Raw genomic sequence first — 19,110 nt, 5'->3', positions numbered from 1 at the left:
GAGTGCTTTGTGACCGTCAGGCGGTCAGGGACTTGCCGTTGGACTTGAGGTCGTTGCACGCCTCGACGACGCGCTCGCTCATGCTGGTCTCGGCCTTCTTGGACCAGCTACGCGGGTCGTAGACCTTCTTGTTGCCGACGTCGCCGTCGACCTTCAGCACACCGTCGTAGTTGCTGAACATGTGGCCGGCGACCGGGCGGCTGTAGGCGTACTGCGTGTCGGTGTCGACGTTCATCTTCACGACGCCGTAGCTCAGGGCCTCGTCGATCTCGCTCTTCAGCGAGCCCGAACCGCCGTGGAACACGAAGTCGAAGGGCTTGGCGGCGTCGCCGAGGCCGAGCTTCTTGGCCGCGACCTCCTGGCCGGTGTTGAGGACGTCGGGACGCAGCTTGACGTTGCCCGGCTTGTAGACGCCGTGCACGTTGCCGAAGGTCGCCGCGAGCAGGTAGCGGTTGCCGGAGTCGCTGGCACCGAGCGCCTCGATCGTCTTCTCGAAGTCCTCGGGGGTGGTGAACAACTTGTCGTTGATCTCGTTCTCGACGCCGTCTTCCTCACCGCCGACCACGCCGATCTCGATCTCCAGGATGATGTTGGCCGCTCCCGCCTTGGCCAGCAGTTCTTTGGCGATCTCCAGGTTCTCGTCGAGCGGTACGGCGCTGCCGTCCCACATGTGCGACTGGAAGAGCGGGTTGCGACCGGCGTCGACGCGCTCCTGCGAGATCTGCAGCAGCGGCCGGACGTAGGTGTCGAGCTTGTCCTTGGGGCAGTGATCGGTGTGCAGACCGATCAGGACGTCGTACTTGGCCGCGACGACGTGCGCGAACTCGGCGAGGGCGACCGCTCCGGTCACCATGTCCTTGACACCCTGGCCGGACCCGAACTCGGCGCCGCCGGTCGAGAACTGGATGATCCCGTCACTGCCGGCATCGGCGAAACCCTTGATCGCGGCGTTGATCGTCGACGACGAGGTGCAGTTGATCGCGGGGAATGCGTAACCGCCCTTCTTCGCCTTGTCGAACATCTCGGCGTACTGCTCCGGGGTTGCAATGGGCATCGACGAATCCTCCAGGGTGGTGATGTGCTCTGGTGTTCGGGTTCTCTCGCCGTCGACTGATGTTTCGGTGGCGAGCAGCCGGACTTCCCGCGGCCGGACTTCTCCCAGTATGGCAGGTGCCACATCGCCCGGCGCGGGCACCATTCGTGCCCGGACCTGCTGGAAAACGGCGGTGGCGGACCCGTGAGATTCTGTCCTCGACGGACGCGCAGGTACTCTGGCTCCCCGTGATCGACTCCGCACTTGCCACCACGACCACCAACCTGGCGCTGCTACCGGGATTCCTGGATCCGGTGAACCTGCTGAATTCGTTCGGCACGTGGATGCTGGCCGGTCTGCTGCTGGTCGTGTTCATCGAGTCGGGTCTGCTGTTCCCGCTGCTCCCCGGCGACTCGCTGCTCTTCACCGCGGGCCTCATCGTCGCGGCGAAGTCGGCGGAGATCGAGCCCTTCGCCCCGCTGTGGGTGCTGCTCGTCCTGATCCCCATCGCGGCGTTCCTGGGCGACCAGGTCGGCTACTGGATCGGCAAGAAGGCGGGGTACTCGCTGTTCCGGCCGGACGCGAAGATCCTGAAGCAGGTCTACATCGAGGAAGCGCACGAGTTCTTCGAGAAGCACGGCCCGGTGACGATCATCCTCGCGCGTTTCGTCCCGATCGTGCGCACCTATGCGCCGCTCGTCGCCGGCGCCGCGAAGATGCGGTACCCGATCTTCCTCACGTACAACATCGTCGGCGCGATCGCCTGGGGCGCGGGTGTCACCCTGCTCGGCTACTTCCTGGGCCAGATCGAGTTCATCCGCGACAACATCGATTACATCTTCCTGTTCATCGTCTTCATCTCGGTGCTGCCGATCATCTCCGAGATCGTCAAGCGCATCCTGCGCTCGCGGAAGAAGGTCGTCGAGGAGGAGCCCCTCCCCGCCTCCGACGAGGCCAACAACTCCGCCCCTCCCGCTGGTTGAGCTCCGTCACCACGCCTACCCCCGCTGGTTGAGCCGGCCCCGAGCGAAGCCGCCGGGCCGAGCAAGCGACGAAGGAGCGCGTCGAGGTCGCGGCGCCGAGTCGAAGCCACCCGCGCCCGTCACCACGCGGCGTCGAGTTCCGCGTGCTGACGGACCCACGCGTGCATGGCGATCCCGGCCGCGACGCCCGCGTTGATACTGCGCGTCGAACCGAATTGCGCAATCGACACGGTGAGGTCGGCCGCGCGCTGCGCGTCGTCACTGACCCCCGGACCCTCCTGCCCGAAGACCAGCACGCAGTCGCGCGGTAGATCCGCCGTCTCGAGCGGCAGGGCTCCCGGCGTGTTGTCGACCGCCACCACGGTCAGTCCCTCGTCACGAGCCCAGTCGATGAGATCTGCCACCGTCTCGTGGTGCATCAGGTGTTGATAGCGGTCGGTCACCATCGCTCCGCGACGATTCCACCGACGTCGTCCGACGATGTGGACGGCGGCCACCGCGAAGGCGTTGGCGGTGCGCACCACGGTGCCGATGTTGGCGTCGTGGGCGAAGTTCTCGATGGCGACGTGCAGCGGATGCCGCCGGGCATCGATGTCGGCGACGATCGCCTCGCGCGACCAGTACCGGTAGGCGTCGACGACGTTGCGGGTGTCGCCGTGGGCGAGCAACTCGGCGTCGAGGCGCGGGTCGGCGGGTGCGAGTTCACCGGGATGTTCGACGGCCCAGGGCCCGACTCCCACGGCCGGCCCGGTCTGCCATTCGGTGGGACCGGGTACCGCGCCGGACTCGTCGGCGGAACCCGCCGGGCCGGCCTCAGTCAAGCCCGAGGTCGCCGAGATCGAGGAGCGAGCGGTACGGCACGCCGAGACCCGTGATGACCGCGTCCGCGCCGGTCGCGCGGTCGACGACAGTGGCCACTCCGACGACGTTGCCGCCGATACCGCGGACGGCTTCGACAGCCGTCGACGGAGAGGCGCCGGTCGTGCTGGTGTCCTCGACGACGAGCACGTCGCGACCGAGGATGTCGGGGCCCTCGATCTGGCGTTGCATGCCGTGTGCCTTGGCCGCCTTGCGGACGACGAAGGCGTCGATCGGCCGGCCGTCGGCGTGCATGATCGACGTCGCCACCGGGTCCGCCCCGAGGGTGAGACCGCCCACGGCGACGTAGTCCCAGTCCGCGGTCAGTTCCCGCATCAACCGGCCGATGAGGCGGGACGCCTCGTGGTGCAGCGTCGCGCGGCGCAGGTCGACGTAGTAGTCGGCCTCCTTGCCCGACGACAGCGTCACCTTGCCGTGGACCACGGCGAGGTCGCGGACGAGCTCGGCGAGCCGTGCCTTCGCGGTCGGATCGACCTGCGGGGTCTCGGCGGGAACCGGGGCGGACGAGGACATGCGGCTTCCCTCTCGGTCGAACATGGAGCGTCAGGCGATCAGTTGCGGTGCCGGTTGGGCCGCTCGCCGGTGTCGCGGCGGGGTGCGTCGTCGGAGGTCCCGGCGGACCCGCGGACGGGCATCGGCGACATCCGGCGGCCCCCGGTTGAAGGGGCCGGGGGCTTGCGGGCCGCAGCCGGGCTCTCGGGATCTGCGGACGCGCCGGTCTGGGACGCCGGTGCCGTCGAGGTGCCGGCGGCCTGCCGACGGCGCTTGTCGCGGAGGGACTCGGTCTTCTCGTCGGCGAGCTCGGCCCGCGTGGGTCCGTGCGGGTCGCGCGGATCGGGTGAATCCTCCGGCTCTCGCATCGGCGGCAGCACCCGGAGCAGATCGGCGAACCGGCGGACGACCTCCAGGCCGGTGTTCAGCTTGGCCGGGTCGTTGGTCACCGGCATCGAGCCGAGCGCCCAGTTGCCCTCGTTCCACAGGACCTCGACGAACGCGGGCGCCTTGTTGGCGAGGGCCACCATGCGGCGGTCGCAGACCCGGCGGGCGACGTCGAGGTTGTTGGAGAACATGACGCGCGGGCCCATCGCGCCCAGCAGTTCCACGTCTTCCTCGGCGGGCGCGAGGACGTCCTCGTGCCGGAGGTCGACGACGACGTGCGAGGGTGAGGAGCGTCGGACGGCGATCACGGTCGCGGTCTCGGCCAGGTCGAAGACCACGGCCTCCACCCCGGCGTAGTGGCCGTAGGCGACGTCCTGGACCGGGATGTGGTCGCCGACGTTCATCGTGGCGCGCCGAAAGACCTTGCGCAGCTTGGTGTCCGACTCGCGGAACTTGAACTCGTGCTCATCGCCCCAGACCGCACGCTGGTGCCGTGCGACGCTCGACCGCTGGCGGTCGAGCCACAACAGGACACCCGCACCCAGTAGGGCCACGGCGGCGATCAGGAAATAGACGGTGGTCATCGCGCTACAGCCTACTATCGGCGGTCCCGCGGTGAGGTCATCCGCCTACCCGGATGTACCCGCGTTCCTTGTCGACGACGTTGACCAGCATCTCGGCCGGGTCCGCGGTACCCGCCGCGACATAGCGCCGCAGGTTGTCGAGGACCTGCTCGGCCAGCGCCTCGCGCCATCCGACGGCATCTCCGCTCATGTGCGCCGAGATCGCGACCCCGGGCAGATCCCACAGCGGGCTGTCGGCGGGCAGCGGCTCGGTCACGAAGACGTCGAGCGTGGCCGCGCCGAGGTGGCCCGAGCGGAGCGACTCGACGAGGGCCGCCTCGTCGACGAGTTCGCCGCGGCCGACGTTGACGAGGTGGGCGCCGGGTTTCATCGCCGCCAGCACCGTCGCGTCGATCATCCCGGCGGTCTGCTCGGTCAGCGGCGCGATTGCGACTACGGTGTCGAATCCGCCGACCTGTGCGGCGAGATCGTCGGTGGCCACGACATGCCCGAAGTCCGGATCCGAGTCGCGAGCGGTCCGGCCGGCCCCGACCACCCGGACACCCACCGCGCGAAGCAGTTTCGCGATCGCGCGGCCGATCCCGCCGGTCCCGATCACCAGAGCGGAGGTGCGGTGGGTCGCCACGGTCTCGCGGTGTCGCCATTCATGATCGCGCTGCAGCGCCATCGATTCGTGTAAACCCTTGTGCCGCGCGAGGACTGCGGCGAGGACGAACTCCGCGATCGGCCGGTCGAAGACGCCGTGGGCGTTGGTCACCACGACGTCGGAGGCCCGTAGCCCGTCGAAGAGCAACGAGTCGACGCCCGCCGCACACACATGAACCCAGCGCAACGATGCCGTGGCCGCGCCCCAGTGGTCGGCGAGGCCACGGGAGAAGAAGTCCCACAACACGAGAACGTCCGCACCCGGCAGGGCCGCGCCGAGATCGTCGGCCGTGCAGAGCCGTACCGTCGCGAGCTTCTCGAGCTCGGCGAGGTTGCCCGGCGGGGGATCGTCGGGCGAGATCAGCAGGGCGACCACGGGCGCGTGTGGGGTCATGACCCCACCGTAGGTGACGGGTCGGTGCGTTCGTCGATGACGAAGAGCAGCAGCGTCACCGCAAGGAAACCCGCCGGCACCCAGGCGGCGCGGCCACCCATCACCTGGGTGCAGACCGCCCCGACGAGTGCGCCGCCGGCGAACACCCCGACCACGCGGCCGTAGACCGTCAGGGCCTTGCGCGCGTCCGGGGCCCGGTCGACGGTGACGCCGTACCCGGCCTCCACGAGGCGCATCAGATTCCCGGTCGTGGCCACCGCGATGTAGTTGAGATCGCCGATGTTGCGGAACAACTCGATCTGCATGGCGGTGATGAACGAGATGGGGATGGTGACGAACGAGTGCGGGACGGAGGTGGGGACGAAGCCGATCACGACGAGGATGCTCACCTGCAGCGCCATCGTCACGCGGATCGGGTACACGAGGAGATGGTCGAAGCGGCCGGCCTTCACGTGCACCGCCAGCACGACGCCGACGAGGAACGCGAGGATCGGCCAGAGATGACCGGAGGCCTGATACCAGTGCTGCTCCGACAGATTCAGCGCGAGCAGGATGACGTTCCCGGTCTGGGCGTTGGCGAACACCCCGCCCCGGGACAGATACGTGTAGCTGTCGAGAAAACCGCACGCCGCGGTGATCAGCAGGGCGAAGCGCAGCGACGTCGACGTGGTCACAGGACCACCGGGATCGAACCGGTCCGGCACCCCGACCGGTCGAGCAGCGAACCCAGTCGCTTCGGGGTCTCCAGCGTGACCGAGCGGTCGGCGACGACGAGTCCCGGCACCCGGCTCTCGAGCTGCTGCTCGAACTCGGACAGTTCGCCGACGGTGTGCAGCCAGACAGCCATCAGGATGTTCGCGGTACCGGTGACCTCACAGCAGACCCGTACCTGGGGTAGTTCGTCGAGCGCGTCGACGAGCGCCGAGATCGACCTCGACGACGCCCGCGCCCAGACGTTCGCCGTGACGGGCCATCCGCTGATCACGTGCGACACCTCGCATCTGATCGACAGGACGCGTTCGGCGACGAGTGCGGTCAGCCGACGCCGGACGGTCGGCGCGCTCAGACCACTCGCGGTCGCCAGATCGACCGCCGAACGCCGGCCGTCCTGCGCCAGGGCGGCGATGAGCTTCAGATCCATCTCATCGGGTTCGTGCGCCAGCGGGCGGTGCTCGGGTCGGTGCTCGGCGAGCACCGACTCCTCGGCGTCGGACAGTGTGTGCACCCGCCAGCGTTCGCTCTCGCCGAAGACACGCATCACCACCCTCGTCCGGGTCCGGGCGACCCCCTCGAGGTCGGCGAGTCGCTGCACCCAGTCGCCGAGGAAGCCGAGATCGGGGACCATCACGGTCAGCAGCAGGTCGCCGTCGCCCGCGGTGCGCTGGATGGTGGCCACGTGCCGGTCCGCCGACAACCGCTCGACGAGCGCCGCACGCCGTGACGAGGTCTGGACCTCGACGAACGCGCTGCAGCGGGTGTTCAGGTACGCGGCCCCGGGATAGGTCACGATCCAGGCGAGACCGCTGTCGACGAGCCGCTCCCAGCGTCGGGCCGCGGTCGCCGCGCTCACGCCCACGACGTCGCCGACGACGCCCCACGGCGCCCTCGGCGCGACCTGCAGAGCGTGAACGATCTGATAATCGAGGTCGTCCGGCACGCAACAATCCTGCATCACGAGGTGAACTTTTTTCGGTTTCGGCAGACGCCGGGACAGTCCGCGGCAGCGCTCCTACGTTTCCTCCCAACACCCCAGTGGCCGCTTGAGCGGCCCGAGATCGAGGAGGACGATTCGTGAAGGTCTGCGTCATCGGCGGAGGTCACGGCTCTTATGCGGCCGCGGCCGAGCTCAGCGAGAAGGACCACCATGTCACCTGGTGGCGACGGGACGGCGCAGCGTTCTCGTCCCTGGTCGAGCGCGGCACGCTCGAGATCGACGACCACCGCGGCCGGCGGCAGATCGGCGTCGACGGCGGAGCGGGCGGCGGGATCTCGATCGTCGCCGACCTCGCCGAGGCGGTGTCCAACGCCGAGGTCATCGTCGCGCCGGTTCCGGCGTTCGCCCACGAGTCGCTCGCGCGGCAGCTCGCCCCGCACCTGCGCGACGGCCAGGTCGTCTACCTGCCGCCGGGCAGCTTCGGGTCGTTCGTCTTCGCGCGGGCGGTGCGCGCGGCCGGCAATCCCGCGGACGTCGCGTTCGCCGAGACTGGGACCCTGCCCTACCTCGCACGCAAGCACGGCGACACCCGGGTCGTCGTCAGCGGGTACGCCACCCGTCTGCCCACCGGAGTGTTCCCGGCCCGGCACACCGATCGGGCGCTGGCGGTCCTCGGTGAGGTCTATCCCGCCGTCGAACGCAGCGAGGACGCCCTCAGCGGCGCGCTCATGAACGCCGGCCCGATCATCCACCCGCCGCTGATCCTGATGAATGCCGGTCCGCTGGAACACTTCCCGTCGTGGGACATCCACAACGAGGGCACCCAGGACGCCATCCGGCGGGTCACCTCCGCGCTCGACGCCGAACGCATCGCGGTCCGGGAGGCGCTCGGCTACGGCGCACCGCACTTCCCGCTCGCCGACCACTACACCGCCGACGGCGACGAGTGGATGTACGGCAATGCCGCCCACGAGAAGCTCACCGACAGCGGCGACTGGCGCGAGAACATCGACCTGCACACCCACCGCTACATGACCGAGGACGTCGAGATCGGGCTGGCGCTGCTGAGCTCGGTGGGGCGGTGGGCGTCGGTACCGACGCCGGTGGCCGACGGCCTGCTCGCCCTCGCCGGCGCGGTCACCGGACGTCCGGCCGCAACCGGCGGCCGGACCCTGGAGAACCTGGGACTGGCCGACCTCGACCGGTCCGGCATGCAGGCACTGCTCCACGACGGACCGGCCCAGTGACGGGTCGCCACGTCGCCGTCGTCGGCGCCGGCCGGATGGGTCAGGGCATCGCCGCCGCGCTGGCCTTCGGGAACGTGTCGGTCACGGTCGTCGACCTCCGCGACCGCGGTGCCGACGCCGCGGCCTACCTCGACGGGGTTCGCACCGCGGTCCGTCAGGCACTGGCGCACAAGGTCACGCTCGGCCTGCTGGCGATCGAGGACCTCGACGACGTCGCGGCGCTGGTCACCGTCGTCGGCGAGGTCGACGCCCTGGGTCCGATGGCCGGCGCCGATCTGGTGTTCGAGGCGGTACCCGAGGTCGCCGAGATCAAGCGCGACGCGCTCGCGTGGATCGAGGCGATGGTCGGCGACACCGTCCCCATCGCGTCGACCACCTCGAGCTTCCTCGTCGACGAGCTCGCCGGGGCGTTGTCGGCCCCGGAGCGATTCCTCAACGCGCACTGGCTGAATCCGGCTGACCTCATGCCGCTCGTCGAGGTCGCGCCGGGCACCGCCACCGGCCGCGGGGTCGTCGACGCCACCCGCGACCTGCTCGTCGCGGTCGGCAAGGTACCCGTCGTGTGCGCCCCGTCGCCCGGGTACATCGTGCCCCGGCTGCAGGCGCTCGTGATGAACGAGGCGGCCCGGATGGTCGACGAGGGGGTGGCTAGCGCCGAGGACATCGACACCGCGGTGCGCATCGGATTCGGCTCGCGCTTCGCGGTTCTCGGCCTGCTCGAGTTCATCGACTGGGGTGGTTGCGACACCTTGTTCCACGCGTCGAATTACCTGCGTGGTGAACTCGGCGAGCGGTTCGCGCCCGCCCCGCTGGTCGAGTCCAACATGACCTCTGGGCGTCGTGGGATATCCGACGGCGCAGGCTTTTACGAGTTCGACCCGGCCACCGTGGCCGACTACCGCGCACAGCGGATCGCCGACTTCGCCCGCGTACTCGACGCGGTCGGGCGTCTCGCCCGGCACGAGGAGTTCAGCACGGCCGACTGACGGATCGGGCGACGACCTCACCCGCCACCGGACCCGGTTCCGGTGGCGCGGTGAAGCGTGCCCGAACGCGGCCAATAGCTGAGCGCGGTAAAGCTTTTCCCGATTCCCACCGCCTCGCGGGTTCGACACAATCGATCCATCCACGAGTACAGCCAACGAACGACGGCCTCGAGGGTCCGTTCGCCCACCGATGAGGAGTGATCCGTGGTAACTCTCGACAATTCTGCACCACCCGACCCCTCGGCCACCGGCACCGGCCGGCCGCGCCGGGAACGGACCACCCGCGTCGCCGTCGCGTCCGGTGTCGGCACGATCATGGAGTTCTACGACTTCGCGATCTACGGCACCGCGACGGCACTGGTCTTCAACAAGATCTTCTTCAACGTCGACGATCCCTGGTTCGGCACCTTCCTGGGCTTCGCGACCTTCGCGGTCGGCTTCGTGATGGCGCCGATCGGCGCCCTGATCTTCGGACACTTCGGGGACAAATTCGGTCGACGCAAGGCGCTGACCGCCGCCTTCCTGCTCATGGGCGGATCGACCCTGGCCATGGGCGTCCTCCCCGACTACCAGGCCATCGGGATCGTGGCACCGATCATCCTGGTCTTCCTGCGCATGGTGCACGGCATCTCGCGCGGCGGTGAGATCGGCGGCGCCGCCCTGCTCGCCGCCGAACACGCGCCGACGCACCGGCGCGGTCTGTACGGCTGCTTCGTCACCCTCGGTTCGCCGGTCGGCGGCATCCTGGCCAACCTGTCGTTCGCCCTCGTCCTGCTGTTGCCGATGGAACAAGTCCTGGCCTGGGGCTGGCGGATCCCGTTCCTCATCGGCGGTGTCGTGCTGGCGATCGGGGTGTGGACCCGGTCCCGCGTCAGCGAGACTCCGGACTTCGTCGAGTCCAAGCAGGCCGAGGAGAAGTCGCCGCCGGCCTTCGCCGTGCTCCGCCAGAACTGGCGTCGCGTCGCGCTGGCCGCCGGTATCAACGTCGGACAGAACTGTTACGCCTTCCTGCTGTTCACGTTCATGCTCTCCTTCCTGACCGAGACCGATCCGGGACGCGGCTTCGACCGGTCCCCGGTGGTCTTCGGCAGCACGCTGGCGCTCGCCTGCCACGCCGCGACGGTCGTGCTGGGCAGCTACCTGTCCGACCGGCTGGGCCGCAAGACGGTGATCGGATTCGGGATGATCACGTCGCTGCTGTTCGCTCCGATCCTGTTCTCCGTCACCGCATCCGGGTCGTTGGCCGCCTGCATCACGGTCATCTCCATCGGCTTCGCACTGACCGGGTTCGTCTATGGTCCGATGCTCACCACCTTCGCCGAGCTGTTCCCGATCACGCAGCGCTACAGCGGCATCGGGATCGGTTTCCAGGTCGGCGCGGTGCTGGGCGGCGGCCTGGCGCCGATGATCGCGAACCGGATCGTCAGCGCCACCGGCAGCGTGATCCCCGTCGGCTTCTATGCGGCGGCCCTGATGGCGATCAGCCTCTGCTGCCTGATGGTCATCCGCGAGACGGCTCCCGCGCTCGCCGGGCGACCCACGTTGCGACAACGTCTGCGCAGCTGACCTCGCGGGCCAACCATTGACAGCATCCTGTCATTAATGACAGGATGCTGTCATAGTCGTCCGAAGGAGGCACCATGAAGACCGTCCATCTCGCCCTGTACCCGACGCTCGCCGATTGGGAGTTCGGGTACGTCGCGTCCGGCATCAACAATCCCGAGTACCAGGCCGAGCCGGGAACGTTCCGGATCGTGACCGTCGGCGCGACGACCGAGCCGGTCCGCACCATCGGCGGGGTCACGATGGTGCCCGACACGACGCTCGACGCGATCACGCCCGAGGACAGCGCGATGCTCGTCCTGCCCGGCGCCCAGATCTGGGAGACCAACGACGCCTTCGTCGACGCCGCGCGGCGCTGGTCCGAAGCCGGCACCCCGGTTGCCGGGATCTGCGGCGCGACAATGGGTCTCGCGCGGGCCGGACTACTCGACGACCGACGCCACACCAGCAACGCGCCGGAGCAGTTGTCGCCCACCGGTTATGCCGGGGCCGCCCACTACGTCGACGCCCCCGCCGTCACCGATCGCGGTGTCATCACCGCGGCGGCGATCGCCCCGGTCGACTTCGCACGGGAGGTCTTCGCGTTGCTCGGCGTCTACACGCCGCCGGTGCTCGACGCCTGGCATCAGCTCTACGGCCACCAGGATCCCAGCGGCTTCTACGCGCTAGCCGGCGAGCAGTGAGAGACCCGCAGGACCTGCTGTCAGCCTCCGCGCTGACAGCGTTCCGGCTGAACGGGCAGTTTCTCGCACTCGCCGAGCGTCTCGCCGAACCCGCCGGGCTGACCGCCACGCGGTGGCAGGTGCTCGGCGCGGTGCTCGACGAACCGCTGCCGGTCGCGGGCATCGCACGGGCGATGGGGATCACGCGCCAGAGCGTGCAGCGCACCGCCGACCTCCTCGTCGCCGACGGACTGGCCGAGTACCGCGACAATCCGGCCCACCGTCGCGCCAAGCTCGTCGCCCCCACCGCGGCCGGCCTCGCGGCCGTCCGGGCGATCAACCCGGGCCATCGCACGGCGGCCATCCGGTTGGCGGCCGCACTCGACCCGGCCCGGTGGGAGCACGCCTTGACCGCACTCCGCGATCTCAGCGCCGCCCTCGACGAACTCGACGACCAGCGTTGATGTCTAATTGTTGACAATCGTACGATCGAGCGTCACCGTGTAGCCATGACTGCCGGCGTCGAGTCCCAGATCCACAGTTCCCAGGTCCGCACCGACCGGATCGCGTCGCTGAGCCCCGCCCTGAAACAGGCGACTCCCGTCGTCGTCGACACTGCGGCCGGTTCGTGGATTCGGGGCACCGACGGTCGCGACTACCTCGACTTCACCACCGGTATCGGCGTGACCAGTACCGGCCATTGCCACCCGCACGTCGTCGCGGCCGCGCAGGCGCAGTGCGCGAAGATCATCCACGCGCAGTACACCACCGTGATGCACACCCCGCTCCTCGAGCTCACCGCCCGACTCGGGGCGGTACTGCCCACGGGCCTCGACTCCGTCTTCTACGCGAACTCCGGTTCCGAAGCCGTGGAGGCCGCCGTCCGTCTCGCCCGGATGGCCACCGCGAAGCCCAACATCATCGTGTTCCAGGGCGGCTTTCACGGCCGGACCGTCGCCGCGGCCAGCCTGACGACCGCCGGAACCCGCTTCTCCGCCGGTTTCTCGCCCCTGATGAGTGGCGTGCACATGGCTCCGTTCCCCTACGCCTACCGCTACGGCTGGGACACCGACACCGCGGTCGACTTCGCACTCCGTGAACTCGACTATCTGCTGCAGTCGCGCGTCGCGCCCAACGACACCGCGGCCTTCCTCATCGAGCCGGTGCTGGGCGACGGCGGATACCTGCCCACCCCGCCCCGCTTCCTGCAGGGCCTGCGCGAGCGCGCCGACCGCCACGGCATCCTCCTCGTCCTCGACGAGGTACAGGCGGGATTCGGTCGCACCGGCAGGTTCTGGGGTCACCAGCACGCGGCGGGCCTGACCCCCGACATCCTGATCACCGCCAAGGGCCTGGCGTCGGGATTCCCGATCTCGGCGATCGCGGCGCCGACGGAACTGATGAGCAAGGCGTGGCCGGGGTCGCAGGGCGGCACGTACGGCGGCAACGCCGTCGCGGCCGCCGCCGCGATCGCGACCCTCGAGGTGATCGAGTCAGAGGGCCTCGTCGAGAACGCGCGCGTCCGCGGTGAGCAGCTGCTCGCCGGTCTGCGGCAGGTGTGTGCACCGTTCCCGGGCGTCGGCGACGTCCGCGGGCTGGGGCTGATGGCCGGCATCGAGTTCATCACGACCGATGCCGCCGGGAACACGACGCCCGACGCGGCGGCCGCGCTCGCCGTTCAGCAGGCCACCACCACCCAGGGGTTGCTCTCACTCACGTGCGGGCCGTCGGCCAACGTCGTGCGCCTGATCCCCGCCCTGGTCGTCACCGCCGAGGAGATCGACCTCGGCATCGCCCGCTTCGGTGCCGCGCTCGCCGCGGCCCTGGGCTAGACCTGACAGCCCGGTCTCACATGCCACGGGTGGACATCGCAGCCGAACTCACCGCTCTCGGTGTCGATGCGGACGCCTCGACACGTCGCCTGGCCGAATACTCCTACGACGCCTCCAATTACCGTGTCCCGCCCCTGGCGGTCACCTTCCCGCGCAGCGCCCGCGACGTCGCGACGGTGGTCGGGTGGTGTCATGACCACCGCGTCCCGGTGGTTCCCCGCGGCGGTGGGACCTCCATGGCCGGCAACGCGATCGGGCCCGGCGTCGTGCTCGACCTGTCCCGGCATCTCGACCACGTCCTGTCCGTCGACGCCGAATCCGCGACCGCGGTCGCGGGCGCCGGGATCGTCCTGACCACACTGGCCGCCGACGCACGAGCCGCCACCGGCGGCAGGCTCACCTTTGCGCCGGACCCGTCCTCGGCCTCGCGCGCGACCCTCGGCGGCGCGATCGGCAACGACGCCTGCGGCAATCACTCGGTTCGGTACGGCCGTACCAGCGACCACATCGTCGAACTGCACCTCGTCACCGCCGACGGCCTGATGCTCACCGCAACTCGTGACGGGCTCCGCGCCACCGAGGCCGCCGATGCCGCGGCAGCGGAGCGCGCGGCCGAGATCACCGCGTCCCTGCGGGAGCTGACCACCGCGAACCTCGCGATCCTGCGCACCCAGCTCGAGACCATCCCGCGGCAGGTCTCCGGTTACCATCTCGCGAAGCTGCTGCCGGAGAACGGTTTCGACGTGGCTCGCGCACTCGTCGGCAGCGAGGGGACCTGCGCGATCGTCGTGTCGGCACGCGTCACGCTGGTACCGGTCCCGACGTCTCAGCTCCTGCTGTGCGTCGGCTACCACTCCCCCGCCGACGCCGCCCGGGACGTACCGGCGATCCTTCCGTTCGCACCGTCGGCCATCGAGGGCATCGACCGCAAGATCGTCGCCACGATGGCGGCGCGGCGTGGCCACGACGCCGTCGCCGGCCTGCCCGACGGATCCGCGTGGTTGTTCATCGACGTCGACGAGGACAGCGCTGCCGCGCAATCCGAGTCAGATGTGCCGGCGACCGCCAAGCGGTTGCTCGACCACCTGCGTGCGCAGGGACGGATGACCGACGCCACGGTGGTCGACGACCCCGCCCGCCGCCGGGCGCTGTGGCGGGTCCGCGAGGACGGCGCGGGTCTGTCGTCGCGCCTCGCCGACCCCGACGACGAGAGCATCGGCGCGGGCTACGAGTCGTGGCCCGGATGGGAGGACGCGGCCGTCGCACCCGAGCGGCTCGCCGACTACCTCGACGAGTTCGCCGGCCTGCTCGACCGGCACGGCCTCACCGGGGTCATGTACGGCCACTTCGGCGCCGGGTGCATGCACGTGCGCATCACGTTCGACCTGCGCTCCCCCGAGGGGCGCGCGGTGATGGCACGCTTCTGCACCGAGGCCGCCGAACTCGTGGTGCGACACGGCGGTTCACTGTCCGGTGAGCACGGTGACGGACGCGCCCGGTCGGCGCTGCTGCCGCTCATGTACAGCCCGGCGATGATGTCGGCCTTCACCCGCTTCAAGGCGATCTGGGACCCGCACGGAATCCTCAACCCGGGCAGCATCGTCGATCCGCCCCCGATCACCGCCGACCTCGCCCTCGCCGACGTGCCGCGTCGCCACTGGCCCACCGCTTTCGACCTGGGGCACGAACTCCCGCTCGTCGACCCGTTCGTCCACGCGGTACAGGGATGCATCGGCGTCGGACGGTGCCGGGCGGACTCCGGCGGGGTGATGTGTCCGAGCTACAAGGCCACCCGCGACGAAAAGGACTCCACCCGCGGGCGCGCCCGTGTGCTGCAGGACATGGTCCGCACCGCGCCGAGCGTCGACGAGGGATGGCGGTCCACCGATGTCGCGGAGGCGCTCGAACTGTGCCTGTCGTGCAAGGCGTGTTCCACCGACTGCCCGACCGGCGTCGACATGGCCACCTACAAGTCGGAGTTCCTCGACCACCACTATCGACGTCGGCTCCGCCCGCTGTCGCACTACTCCCTCGGCTGGATGCCCGCGTGGCTGTCGGCGGCGGGGCTCGCGGCACCGGTCCTCAACCGCGCACTGCGATCCAGGCTGAGCGGTCTCGCCGCGCGCGCCGGCGGACTCGACCCCCGGCGCACGATGCCCGCCTTTGCGACACAGCGTGCGCGGCGCACCCATCTCGGTGCACTCTCACCGGTCGACGCGTCGTCCACGGTCGTGCTGTTCGTCGACTCCTTCACCCGCGCCTTCCGGCCGCAGGTGGCCACCGCGGTCGCCGAGATCCTCCGGGCCGCCCACTCCGTCGACCGTGCGTCAGATCCCGTCGACCGTGCATCAGCTTCCGTCGGCTGTGCGGCCGACAACTGCTGCGGCCTCACGTGGATCTCCACCGGCCAGCTCGATCATGCCCGAAAGGTGCTGCGCCGTACCGTCGCCGACCTCGACGACGGGACGGACCGACCGATCGTCGTCGTCGAACCCAGTTGCGCCGCGGCGCTCGCGAAGGACCTGCCCGAACTCGTGCCGACCGACGCCGCCCGTCGCGTGGCTGCACGCGTGCGAAGTTTCGCCGCCCATGTGCCCACTCTGCTCGATGCCGGCTGGCGACCACCACCACTGCCCGACGAGGTGACGTTGCAGACCCATTGCCACGAGTACGCGGTGTTCGGCGCCCGGGTCGGCATCACCGCCCTGGAGGCCCTGGGGGTCACCGTGCACACCGCGGACGGTTGTTGTGGCGTGGCAGGCAACTTCGGTTTCGAGAAGGGTCACTACGAGGTGAGCATGGCCGTCGCCGAGAACGGACTCGCACCGGCGCTGCGGAACGCGCCGCAGCGGGCCGTCGTCACCGACGGGTTCAGCTGCGCGATGGCCGTCGAACACCTCGCCGCCGTCGACGACGCCCTCGCCCCCGCGCGCGTACGCGGAATCCATCTCGCCGAACTGCTCAGGGCATCACCCGATACCGATACTCCAGGAGTACAACCATGACGACCATCGCGCCCCAGACCGCTGCCGAAGCAGTGTCCCGCGTCCACACCGACCTGTTCGTCGACGGCGAGTGGGCTCCGGCCGCGTCGGGCAAGCGCTTCGACGTCGTGAACCCGGCCACGGAAGAGGTACTCGCCCAGGTGGCCGACGCCGACGCCGTCGACGCTCGGCGCGCGCTCGAGACCGCGGCCGCGCACCAGGCCGAGTGGGCCACGACCTCACCGCGGTTCCGCAGTGAGATCCTCTATCGCGCACATCAACTCATCATGACGCGCGCGGACGAGATCGCCGCGGTGATGACCGCGGAGATGGGCAAGCCCCTCGCTGAGGCCAAGGGCGAGGTCGCCTATGGCGCCGAGTTCTTCCGCTGGTTCGCCGAGGAAGCCGTGCGCATCGGTGGCGACTCCACCACCACCGGCGACGGATCGCACCGGGTCGTGGTGACCAGGCAGCCCGTCGGCCCGTGCATCCTCATCACGCCGTGGAACTTCCCGCTGGCCATGGCGACCCGCAAGATCGGGCCGGCCGTCGCGGCCGGTTGCACCATGGTCTTCAAGCCCGCCGAACTCACCCCGCTCACCTCCCTGCTGCTGGCCGACATCCTCGTCGAGGCCGGTCTGCCCGCGGGGGTGCTGAACATCGTCACGACCAGCGACCCGTCGACCGTCGTCACCGAGTGGATGGAGAGCGGACTCGCCCGCAAGGTCAGCTTCACCGGGTCGACCGAGGTCGGGAAACTACTCCTGCGTCAGGCGGCGGGCACGGTCATGCGGACGTCGATGGAGCTGGGCGGCAACGCGCCGTTCATCGTCTGCGCCGACGCGGACATCCCGCGGGCCGTCGACGGCCTGATGTTCGCCAAGATGCGCAACATCGGTCAGGCCTGCACGGCCGCCAATCGAGTCTTCGTGCACCGCAGCGTGATCGACGAGTTCACCGACGCCTTTGCCGCGAAGATGGCTGCGTTGCAGGTGGGTGATGGTGCGGCCGACGGTGTGCAGGTCGGCCCGCTCGTCGAATCGAAAGCCGTCGAGAAGGTCTCGGCGCTGGTGTCCGATGCCGTGGCCAAAGGCGCCACGGTCGTCTGCGGGGGCGAGAACCCGGACGGCCCGGGCTTCTTCTATCCGCCGACCGTCCTGACCGACGTCGGGCTCGACGCGGATCTCACTCGTACCGAGATCTTTGGGCCCGTCGCCGCGATCATCCCGTTCGGAAACGCCGACGACGCGGACGATCCCGCGGCCGACGACGAGGTCATCGCACTGGCCAACGACACCCCGTGGGGGTTGGTCAGCTACTTGTTCAGCCAGGACGTCGACCGCTGCGCCAGGCTGTCGGCCGCGCTGGAAACCGGTATGGTCGGGGTCAACACCGGCGCCGTGTCCAATCCCGCAGCCCCGTTCGGGGGCGTCAAGGAATCGGGACTCGGCCGCGAGGGCGGACGCGTGGGTATCGAGGAATTCCTCGACATGAAGTACACCGCCACGCCGATTCCCCGTCGCTGACAGGGGTTCCGTTATCCATCCCGTTCAGACAGGAGCGAGAAGACCATGTACCTGGGTGCTCAGCTGTTCACCGACAGCGAGTACGAACAGCGCCTGAGACGTGTCCGTGAGCTCATGGACCGTCAGGGTCTGTCGGCGATCATCGTCACCGATCCGGCCAACATCTTCTATCTGATCGGTTACAACGCCTGGTCGTTCTACACCCCGCAGATGCTGTTCGTGCCGATCGACGGCGAGATGATCTTCTACGCCCGGGAGATGGATGCGCATGGCGCACATCGCACGTCGTGGTTGCCTGCCGACCAGATCGTCGGCTACCCGGAGAGTTACGTGCAGCGCCCACATCTGCACCCGTTCGACTGGGTCGCCTGGTCACTGCGACAGCGCCACCAGATCGCACCGGCGTCCAAGGCCGGCTCGGTGGGGCTGGAGATGGACTCGCATTTCTTCTCTCCCAAAGCCTATCGGGCGCTGTTCAACGCGATCCCGGAGTGGAAACTCGTCGACAACTTCGAACTCGTCAACTGGGTGCGGTCGGTGAAGTCCGACGCCGAGATTCAGCTGATGCGGCAAGCCGGGATGGTGTGCTCGGAGGCCATGCGCGCCGCCATCGACACCATCGACATCGGGGTCCGGCAATGCGATGCGGCCGCGGCCATCTCGCAGGCGCAGATCACGGGCACCCCGGAGTACGGCGGCGACTACCCGGCGATCGTCCCGATGATGCCCACCGGCGCGGCGGCCGACACCCCGCACCTCACCTGGCACCAGGGCACTTTCGTCGAGGACGAGGCGGTCGTCATCGAATTGACCGGTGCGCACAACCGATACCACTGTCCGCTTGCCCGGACGGTGTCCCTCGGCACCCCGAGCAAAGACCTGGACTACGTCGCCAAGGCAACCGCCGAGGGCCTGAACAACGTGCTGGAGGCCATCAAGCCGGGCGTGGCCACGCGCGAGCTCGCCTCGACGTGGAACTGGACACTTGCGAAGTACGGCCTCGAGAAACCCTCGCGCCTGGGCTATTCGATCGGCATCGGCTACCCGCCCGACTGGGGCGAGCGCACGATCAGCATCCGCAGCGAGGACGAGTCGGTACTGGAGACCAACATGACTTTCCACATCGTCTGCGGAATGTGGATGGACAACTACGGTTTCGAGCTGTCCGAGTCGGTTCGGGTCAGCCCGACCGGCGTCGAATGCTTCACCGACTTCCCGCGCGAACTGATCCAGAAGTAGCCACACAACCTGATCGACAC

At 69.2% G+C, this 19,110-nt stretch carries 17 protein-coding genes; 10 read left to right on the top strand and 7 right to left on the bottom strand.

From position 1 onward, the window contains the following. Positions 1–16: 16 nt before the first annotated feature. Positions 17–1,054: a class II fructose-bisphosphate aldolase gene (gene fbaA, locus M4D77_RS10520; RefSeq protein WP_065629627.1), complete on the bottom strand. Its 1,038-nt coding sequence runs from the start codon at positions 1,052–1,054 to the stop codon at positions 17–19. A gap of 227 nt (positions 1,055–1,281) precedes the next feature. Here fbaA and M4D77_RS10515 point away from each other — a divergent pair, with 227 nt between their 5' ends. Next, complete coding sequence (locus M4D77_RS10515; protein WP_068971817.1) at positions 1,282–2,016, top strand: VTT domain-containing protein; 735 nt, start codon at positions 1,282–1,284, stop codon at positions 2,014–2,016. Positions 2,017–2,135: 119 nt separating this feature from the next. Here the strand turns inward: M4D77_RS10515 and M4D77_RS10510 are convergent, their stop codons facing one another. The 6 genes from M4D77_RS10510 to M4D77_RS10485 are packed head-to-tail and all read right to left on the bottom strand — an operon-like array spanning position 2,136 to position 7,054. Beyond that, positions 2,136–2,837 carry an RNA methyltransferase gene (locus M4D77_RS10510; RefSeq protein WP_259936174.1) on the bottom strand — a complete coding sequence of 234 codons (702 nt, stop codon included), beginning with the start codon at positions 2,835–2,837 and terminating at the stop codon, positions 2,136–2,138. Further along, entirely contained in the window at positions 2,830–3,408 is a 579-nt protein-coding gene (pyrE, locus tag M4D77_RS10505; RefSeq protein ID WP_259936173.1) for an orotate phosphoribosyltransferase, read from the bottom strand. Before pyrE ends, M4D77_RS10510 begins: the two co-directional genes overlap by 8 nt. 38 nt (positions 3,409–3,446) lie before the next feature. Beyond that, complete coding sequence (locus M4D77_RS10500) at positions 3,447–4,358, bottom strand: hypothetical protein (RefSeq protein WP_068971820.1); 912 nt, start codon at positions 4,356–4,358, stop codon at positions 3,447–3,449. Positions 4,359–4,395: 37 nt separating this feature from the next. After that, on the bottom strand, positions 4,396–5,397 hold the full coding sequence (locus M4D77_RS10495; protein WP_159371437.1) for a D-2-hydroxyacid dehydrogenase: 1,002 nt from the start codon (positions 5,395–5,397) through the stop codon (positions 4,396–4,398). Then, on the bottom strand, positions 5,394–6,071 hold the full coding sequence (locus M4D77_RS10490) for a YoaK family protein (protein WP_101819762.1): 678 nt from the start codon (positions 6,069–6,071) through the stop codon (positions 5,394–5,396). The genes M4D77_RS10495 and M4D77_RS10490 overlap by 4 nt, the downstream gene beginning before the upstream one ends. After that, positions 6,068–7,054: an Lrp/AsnC family transcriptional regulator gene (locus M4D77_RS10485; RefSeq protein ID WP_259936172.1), complete on the bottom strand. Its 987-nt coding sequence runs from the start codon at positions 7,052–7,054 to the stop codon at positions 6,068–6,070. Before M4D77_RS10485 ends, M4D77_RS10490 begins: the two co-directional genes overlap by 4 nt. A gap of 134 nt (positions 7,055–7,188) precedes the next feature. On the opposite strand from M4D77_RS10485, the gene M4D77_RS10480 reads away from it, so the two are divergent. The 9 genes from M4D77_RS10480 to M4D77_RS10440 all read left to right on the top strand — a co-directional run bounded on the left by M4D77_RS10480 (position 7,189) and on the right by M4D77_RS10440 (position 19,090). Continuing rightward, on the top strand, positions 7,189–8,298 hold the full coding sequence (locus M4D77_RS10480) for an NAD/NADP-dependent octopine/nopaline dehydrogenase family protein (RefSeq protein ID WP_065629563.1): 1,110 nt from the start codon (positions 7,189–7,191) through the stop codon (positions 8,296–8,298). Further along, positions 8,295–9,284: a 3-hydroxybutyryl-CoA dehydrogenase gene (locus M4D77_RS10475; protein WP_065629562.1), complete on the top strand. Its 990-nt coding sequence runs from the start codon at positions 8,295–8,297 to the stop codon at positions 9,282–9,284. The genes M4D77_RS10480 and M4D77_RS10475 overlap by 4 nt, the downstream gene beginning before the upstream one ends. Positions 9,285–9,488: 204 nt before the next feature. Then, positions 9,489–10,850 (top strand): MFS transporter, encoded by a 1,362-nt coding sequence (locus M4D77_RS10470; protein ID WP_259936171.1) that lies wholly within the window; start codon positions 9,489–9,491, stop codon positions 10,848–10,850. Between the two features lie 74 nt (positions 10,851–10,924). Beyond that, positions 10,925–11,530 carry a DJ-1/PfpI family protein gene (locus tag M4D77_RS10465; RefSeq protein WP_259936170.1) on the top strand — a complete coding sequence of 202 codons (606 nt, stop codon included), beginning with the start codon at positions 10,925–10,927 and terminating at the stop codon, positions 11,528–11,530. Then, complete coding sequence (locus M4D77_RS10460) at positions 11,527–11,973, top strand: MarR family winged helix-turn-helix transcriptional regulator (protein WP_065629559.1); 447 nt, start codon at positions 11,527–11,529, stop codon at positions 11,971–11,973. Before M4D77_RS10465 ends, M4D77_RS10460 begins: the two co-directional genes overlap by 4 nt. 45 nt (positions 11,974–12,018) lie before the next feature. Further along, complete coding sequence (locus M4D77_RS10455; protein WP_259936169.1) at positions 12,019–13,341, top strand: aspartate aminotransferase family protein; 1,323 nt, start codon at positions 12,019–12,021, stop codon at positions 13,339–13,341. A gap of 20 nt (positions 13,342–13,361) precedes the next feature. Further along, a complete protein-coding gene (locus M4D77_RS10450; RefSeq protein ID WP_259936168.1) occupies positions 13,362–16,346 on the top strand; it encodes an FAD-binding and (Fe-S)-binding domain-containing protein in 2,985 nt (994 codons plus the stop codon). Then, a complete protein-coding gene (locus M4D77_RS10445; RefSeq protein ID WP_259936167.1) occupies positions 16,343–17,851 on the top strand; it encodes an NAD-dependent succinate-semialdehyde dehydrogenase in 1,509 nt (502 codons plus the stop codon). Before M4D77_RS10450 ends, M4D77_RS10445 begins: the two co-directional genes overlap by 4 nt. A 45-nt stretch (positions 17,852–17,896) precedes the next feature. After that, positions 17,897–19,090 (top strand): M24 family metallopeptidase, encoded by a 1,194-nt coding sequence (locus M4D77_RS10440; RefSeq protein WP_259936166.1) that lies wholly within the window; start codon positions 17,897–17,899, stop codon positions 19,088–19,090. Positions 19,091–19,110 lie beyond the last annotated feature (20 nt).

Origin of the sequence: Gordonia sp. p3-SID1431, from assembly GCF_025143765.1 — a bacterium.
Lineage (GTDB): Bacteria > Actinomycetota > Actinomycetes > Mycobacteriales > Mycobacteriaceae > Gordonia > Gordonia hongkongensis.
This window is presented reverse-complemented; position numbering and strand designations above follow the sequence as displayed.

What these genes read in the sequence shown, in the direction of transcription:
- fbaA (WP_065629627.1), bottom strand. Translation starts at nt 1,054, where the DNA reads ATGCCCATTGCAACCCCGGAGCAGTACGCCGAGATGTTCGACAAGGCG.
- pyrE (WP_259936173.1), bottom strand. Translation starts at nt 3,408, where the DNA reads ATGTCCTCGTCCGCCCCGGTTCCCGCCGAGACCCCGCAGGTCGATCCG.
- M4D77_RS10500 (WP_068971820.1), bottom strand. Translation starts at nt 4,358, where the DNA reads ATGACCACCGTCTATTTCCTGATCGCCGCCGTGGCCCTACTGGGTGCG.
- M4D77_RS10495 (WP_159371437.1), bottom strand. Translation starts at nt 5,397, where the DNA reads ATGACCCCACACGCGCCCGTGGTCGCCCTGCTGATCTCGCCCGACGAT.
- M4D77_RS10465 (WP_259936170.1), top strand. Translation starts at nt 10,925, where the DNA reads ATGAAGACCGTCCATCTCGCCCTGTACCCGACGCTCGCCGATTGGGAG.
- M4D77_RS10455 (WP_259936169.1), top strand. Translation starts at nt 12,019, where the DNA reads ATGACTGCCGGCGTCGAGTCCCAGATCCACAGTTCCCAGGTCCGCACC.
- M4D77_RS10450 (WP_259936168.1), top strand. Translation starts at nt 13,362, where the DNA reads ATGCCACGGGTGGACATCGCAGCCGAACTCACCGCTCTCGGTGTCGAT.
- M4D77_RS10445 (WP_259936167.1), top strand. Translation starts at nt 16,343, where the DNA reads ATGACGACCATCGCGCCCCAGACCGCTGCCGAAGCAGTGTCCCGCGTC.
- M4D77_RS10440 (WP_259936166.1), top strand. Translation starts at nt 17,897, where the DNA reads ATGTACCTGGGTGCTCAGCTGTTCACCGACAGCGAGTACGAACAGCGC.